Raw genomic sequence first — 5664 nt, 5'->3', positions numbered from 1 at the left:
GAGCGGAAGAAGATTGAGATGCGGTTTGCACACCTGAAGCGCATTCTCAGGCTCGGTCGGCTTCGACTGCGTGGACCACGAGGCGCACAGGATGAGTTTGTTCTTGCTGCCATCGCGCAAAATCTGAGGCGCCTCGCGTCGCTCGTTGCACGACCTCCGCCCGCTCATGCTCTCTGCATCGCGTAGCGTAGGAGTTGCGTAGAGAGCGTCAGGGTCGGCGGATCAAAGCCGGTCCACTTTGCCCAATGGCCGAAGGGGCATTCGTCGGTTACAATGACTTTTGCAACAATATCGGCCAGAACCGGACCTGCATTCTTAGTGCCGCGACGCCGCCGCTACTCTGATGAAAGCCGGTACACCCCACCGGGCCGGAGATTGAGTTCTGCAAACGTGCTTTGCTGGGTTTCGGTAAGTACAGCTGGCACAATACGGGCCGCCCAGCCTTCAGGAACTGCTGCGAGGACCAGAGTTACCGCCTGAGTGGGCTTAGCCAGGGCGACCCACAACTCCGTTGTTAATCCCTCATGGGGCATCACTTCAACGATAGTAAACTCTGTGCCGAAGGACTCCGCCATGGCCGACAAGTCGGCTGAAGGCTCGCAGTTGCTAACTCCAGCGGCTTAGTCTGGGGGTCTCAATCCGGGAGATCGCAGCCACTCGCTCACATGCGAGCCGGTCTCACACTGCCGCGCTCTGCGTTCCAGCTGTTCACGAAGCGGGCCATGTGGAAGCAATTCGGCCTCCTCGCGCAAGCGAGATGCTTCTTTGGCAAGGCGCTCTTCCAGAGAATGTGCTTGTTTGAAGCGGCGTCGCTCCGCCATAAAGCTACTCCCTTGTTCGAAGCGGGCGGGAACGCAATTGCGTTCTCACCACATAAGAGCCCCAGTCCTTTCTGTGATGCTCATAACTCTGATCCCGCCCCGGCCGTCACGCAACACGTATCTTTTGATCTGACGGCGGAACGAAAAAGGAAGCGCTCAAAAGGCGTAACCGGCTCAATCTTCGCGGCAAGGGGGCGCATCCTTTCGCGGCTTGCCTAGGAATGTTGAGGGCGATGCTTGTTGGAGCAACACCTCGGACCGGACAAGCATCTCTCTCGCCCTTGCGATCATTTCGACCTGGTATGAGGATAGGCGGGCAGAACGTACGAGCAATTCTATGCTCTTGGACAAGTCCGACACATGCTGCTCCCTGATTTTGCAGGCGGGAGCACAATCGGTCTCTCAGCCACCGACGCCTACGGGCAGAGCCTCGGCCGGTGATGGGAGCTAAACTCCAAAAGTAGCTGTTGGTTCAATAATGAACTTAGGCTCGGGCTGACGGTCCAGCCAGTCTGCCATTCGCCCGTACTCGCGGGCCATTTGCAACAGTTCCCCCTTTGTAGCCGGTGTCATCGTGATGGCGGCCTGTTCGCGGCATATCCGTTCGAGTGACCGATATGATTGCGATCGAGGGTGCATCCCGCCACCATCGCACGGGGGCCCGAAGCCTGCCATCACTTGTGTTACAAAGTGCACACTTTCGTCAACGACTGCAGCGAGAACCGACCCATCGCCCAACGCGCGTCAGACGACGGGCCGTCCCGGGTGGATGACGTGTCTAGATCACGCCACAGACCAGCGGGCAAACCTTTGGTCTGATGCGATCGTTCCTACCTCCTGCGGGTCCAGAAGCCGACATTCACTCACCGTTACTCTCAGGATTGCGAGGCTGTGTCTGGCTTCGAGCTGATGCGAATGGTGTGCACCAACGTGCCCGCCTTGTCCTTCACTTCCAGCCGCCATTCTTGGCCCGGTCGGAACTTCCCGTCGATGTCGTTCAAAAGAGCGCCCGCGTACTTGGTGGCTCTCCCAGTAGTGCGGCGGGTGCATACGCTCGATGCCCATCACGAGCTGCCTTCGTCGGCTTTGGGTCAAAGGCTGCCCTGGCGGCTCCACCAATGGCTTCCGCTCAGCCTTCGGAAGCGGACCGTGCAAAGCCAAGAGGGAGTGTCAGCCACGGGCCAGGAGCAGTTCGCCGTGCTCCACGCAATCTAGCAGTTTAGCCTGCTAGTTCAGCGAACCGGCGGAGCTTTCCCCATCGACGTCCTCCCTGGTTGCGGCTCCCGCTTGATGCTGATCGCGTTCAGTAGCTGCGCGATGACGATCATCATCAGGACTCCGGCAAAGCTGACCACGATCTGCATCGCAGGCCCCGCGGAGATGTCGAGCAGCATAAGGTGGCTGGCGAGCGCTAGAAGGACCCCGACACAATAGATCGGCAGCGAATTCTGCCCACAGCACTTCGCGCAGCTCAGCACCGGCGTCGATAGCCCTTCCCAATTATGGGGAATGAATCGTAGCGCCACAATTGCAAGAGCCAAAAAATGCAGCAGCCGTATCGGACTGAGATTCGATTTATCCAGCGGAAATAGCAGATCCTTCAAAGCTTGCGGCACCAAGGGCACGACGTTCCAGCTCTGTGCAAGGACGAAGCCGAAAACAATGTAGAGAACGGCAAGAACAAGCGCCGACCGCGACAACATCCACGGCCGGAATTTCCCTCCCTCAATGACGCACCATGCGCCCAGTACAATCAGAAGCTGCCAACCCAGCGGATTAAAGAACCAGACGCCGTCGGGCCAGGCCGAAACTCTCCAACCGAAGACGTGCACGAACGCGTAGAGCAACAAGGACCCTCCAAGCGTCACGTTCGGTGCTCGCAGCAGCAGCCACAGCAGCGGCGCGAACAGCGCATGAAAAATCACAAAAACCGGCAAGACGTCAGTGTTGACAGGCCGGTATTGCAGCATCGCGGCGTGCGCAAGCGTCGCGCCCGGACGTTCGAGCAGAATTCGCGTATTGCTCCCGTCGGCGAGATCATCGCTGCCCGCAAGGTAGACCAGGATGGCGCAGGCGAGTGTAAGCAGCAAAAACGCCGCGTAGATGTCCCATCCCCGGCGCAGCGAACGACCGATCATGCCGCTCCAGCCCTCGCGCTCACGGGCCCTGTTGTAGGCCAGCGCGCAGGTCACGCCCGAGAGGAACATGAAGATCTCGGCGGCATCGCAGAAACCGTAATTGCGCGGTGTCAGCCAGCTCCCGATGTTATTGGGAACATGATCGAGAAAAATCCACCATAACGCGATCCCGGGGCAGACGTCGATACGCTGATCGCGGTCGTCCGCTCTGAACTCCGGCGGAGCTTCGCCGAACAATCGCGTCGAGGTTTGGGTTCGATCGTCCATCTGCCGGCCTGTCTGCGTTCGTTTCGCGCTGATTGAGGCGATACGCGCGCTAGCTAACCGATGGATGATGGGGGCTCCTTGGTTGCCCATCTGCTCCTCTGAGCGCCAGGGTCGGCAGGATCATCATCCTCCCAAGGCACTTGCAAGGCTTTGTCGCCGACGCCCCGCATCAAAAGCTGCCTTCGCATTTCGGTGATACGGGCACGGCAGTATTCACGATAGAGCATGTCGACTAAGGCGGACATGATCGAATCCCTTCCTGATCACCACGGTTGACGTCGCATGTGACAGATTTCGATCACTTCACCCGGCCGCTGAGAAGGAGCAGTGCCGGGACGTAATTTGTGTCCGACGGGTCTTAATGGTGATGCGACGATCAAGGCACGCCCGGATATCGGTATCAGAGGATAGTCGCGTTCTGCGAAACTTTTGCTTGCGTATCGATGACTCCGATCAGTCGCGAACAACGTTGTAAAACTTGGATTCGGTCTTGCGCCTTGCCGGGGATTCTCAAACTGGATCCAATGGCAGCAATTTGAAATTGAGCGATCACAATCGTCTCCTCATACGAGAAATTTGTGCGCCAATTTCGCAATCAAAGATTGTCGTAATTTTCTAGTCGCACGTGAACCAGTTCACATCAGCACCAATCGCAGGTGAATGAGACTAGCAGACACATGATGTAGCTTCTTGGAGTTCTGCGCACCTCGAGAGACGGTCGGTGCGCAAACTGCAAAGTACGGATACCGACAGGTGGCCTATCGCTGAACTACAATCCAATGTCTCATCAAGGCTGGAGGTCCCCATGTCTACGGACGCAGCCGATTTCGTATCGCATCGAGTTTCGACGCGCGAACATCCGGAGCGCGTGCGACTTCCGCTATGGCGCGAGAGCTTTGTGCGCGCGATAGTCCACGCTGATGTGGAGCCTCTCGCGACCATTCCGTTTCAAGTCGACGCAACGCTGCAGGCGATCCGAGGGTTGCGAACGCTCGCGCTGAAAGGCTCGCCAATGCGCTTCAAGCGCTCGCAGACGAACCTTGACGACGGAGACGACTCGATCGGCCTGATCGTCTGCTCGCCCGGCAAGAGTCAGCTGACGCAGCGCGGCCGCGACATCGAGCTTTGCGCGGGCGACGCAGCCTCGATTTTGCATTCGGAGCCCGCCACCGTCACTTACGCCAACGGAATACTGTTCGGTCTGGCGGTGCCCCGCGAGGCGCTTGCGGAGCGCGTGACGGACATCGAGAGCCTCGCCCTGCGGCCGATTCTTCGGCGAAATGAACCACTCCGCCTCCTCATGGCATATCTGAAGTTAGCATTTAAGGAGGGGGCTCTGGCCGCCCCCAGGCTGCGTGATGCGGTCGTATCCCACACTTATGATCTAGTTGCGCTCGCGATCAGCGAATGCGCTCCCCTGGGCGACAGCGATGCGAGTGCGATCGTGGCCGCGCGCCACAGCGCCGTACTCGACTACATCGCGGCACACTTTCAGAAGCCCGGGCTTAGCGTCGAAGAGGTCGCTCATCGCCAAGGCATTTCACCTCGGTATCTGCAGCGCCTGATGGCACTATCAGGATCATCGTTCACCGGGCACGTGAATGAACTACGTCTCCGACTTGCGTTCAAACTGCTAACCGAGGCGCGCGTCAGCGCGCAGCTAATTTCCGATATCGCCCTGGAGGGTAGGCTTCTCCGATGTTTCGCACTTCAATCGCCTCTTCCGAGCTCGTTTCGGCGATTCGCCGCGTGGGGTTCGTTACGCCGGCAGGGATCCCGGCTGAGCCACTTGCCCCTGATCGGCGCGTGCGCGAGATAGCGAATGTCCGCTTCGGGTCTTGGTCGTGTAAAAACGCCGGTCGCTAGGCAGTCGAGCGGAAGTCATGATCGCTTGGTGTCAGGCCGCGATCGCAGCCATCAGCGGCTTGACCCCGACGATGTTCATGACCCGTGTCAGATTGTAGGCCAGGACGGAGAGCGCCATTTCGGCCGCCACTTTCGGAAGCGTTTTGGTCAGGAAGTGTGTCGCTCCCATGCGGGCTTTCATGGTGCCGAACGGATGTTCGACTGTTTCGCGACGCTGACGCATGGCGTGCGGGTTTGCATCAAGGCGATGCTGCACAGCCTCGAGCAGATGCTGATGCTCCCATCGCGTAAGCCGCCGTTCTGACCCAGGCGTGCATTGGGTCTTGAGCGAACAGCTTTGACAGGCCGTCGTCCAGTAGCGCCGCAGCACCTTGCCGTCTTCTTCATTCGTATAGCGATATGACAGCCGCTCCCCGGCCGGGCAGCGATAGGCGTCCTCCTCTGGCAAATAGGCAAAGTCCTGTTTACCGAAGCGTCCGTCTGCCTTAGCGCCGGACGTTAGCGGTTTGGGCAGAGTTACTGTGATGCCTGCTTCGTGGCACGCGAGGATCTCTGGGCTGTTGAAGTAGCCG

At 58.8% G+C, this 5664-nt stretch carries 4 protein-coding genes; 2 read left to right on the top strand and 2 right to left on the bottom strand.

The genetic code is table 11. The annotated features are described in order from the left end of the window. Positions 1 to 186 (top strand): transposase (locus tag H1B27_RS39470; RefSeq protein ID WP_197965826.1); only part of this gene is annotated, 186 nt, incomplete at its 5' end. A gap of 1867 nt (positions 187 to 2053) precedes the next feature. On the opposite strand, the gene H1B27_RS39465 is transcribed toward H1B27_RS39470, so the two are convergent. Beyond that, positions 2054 to 3226 (bottom strand): OpgC family protein, encoded by a 1173-nt coding sequence (locus tag H1B27_RS39465; RefSeq protein WP_197969756.1) that lies wholly within the window; start codon positions 3224 to 3226, stop codon positions 2054 to 2056. A gap of 805 nt (positions 3227 to 4031) precedes the next feature. Between H1B27_RS39465 and H1B27_RS39460 the strand changes: the two genes are divergently transcribed. Continuing rightward, complete coding sequence (locus H1B27_RS39460) at positions 4032 to 5045, top strand: helix-turn-helix domain-containing protein (RefSeq protein ID WP_246516072.1); 1014 nt, start codon at positions 4032 to 4034, stop codon at positions 5043 to 5045. A gap of 78 nt (positions 5046 to 5123) precedes the next feature. On the opposite strand, the gene H1B27_RS39455 is transcribed toward H1B27_RS39460, so the two are convergent. Further along, positions 5124 to 5664, bottom strand: a 541-nt coding sequence (locus tag H1B27_RS39455; RefSeq protein ID WP_197969755.1) for a transposase, incomplete at its 5' end; no start/stop codon positions are given.

Source organism: Bradyrhizobium diversitatis (assembly GCF_016031635.1).
Lineage (GTDB): Bacteria > Pseudomonadota > Alphaproteobacteria > Rhizobiales > Xanthobacteraceae > Bradyrhizobium > Bradyrhizobium diversitatis.
This window is presented reverse-complemented; position numbering and strand designations above follow the sequence as displayed.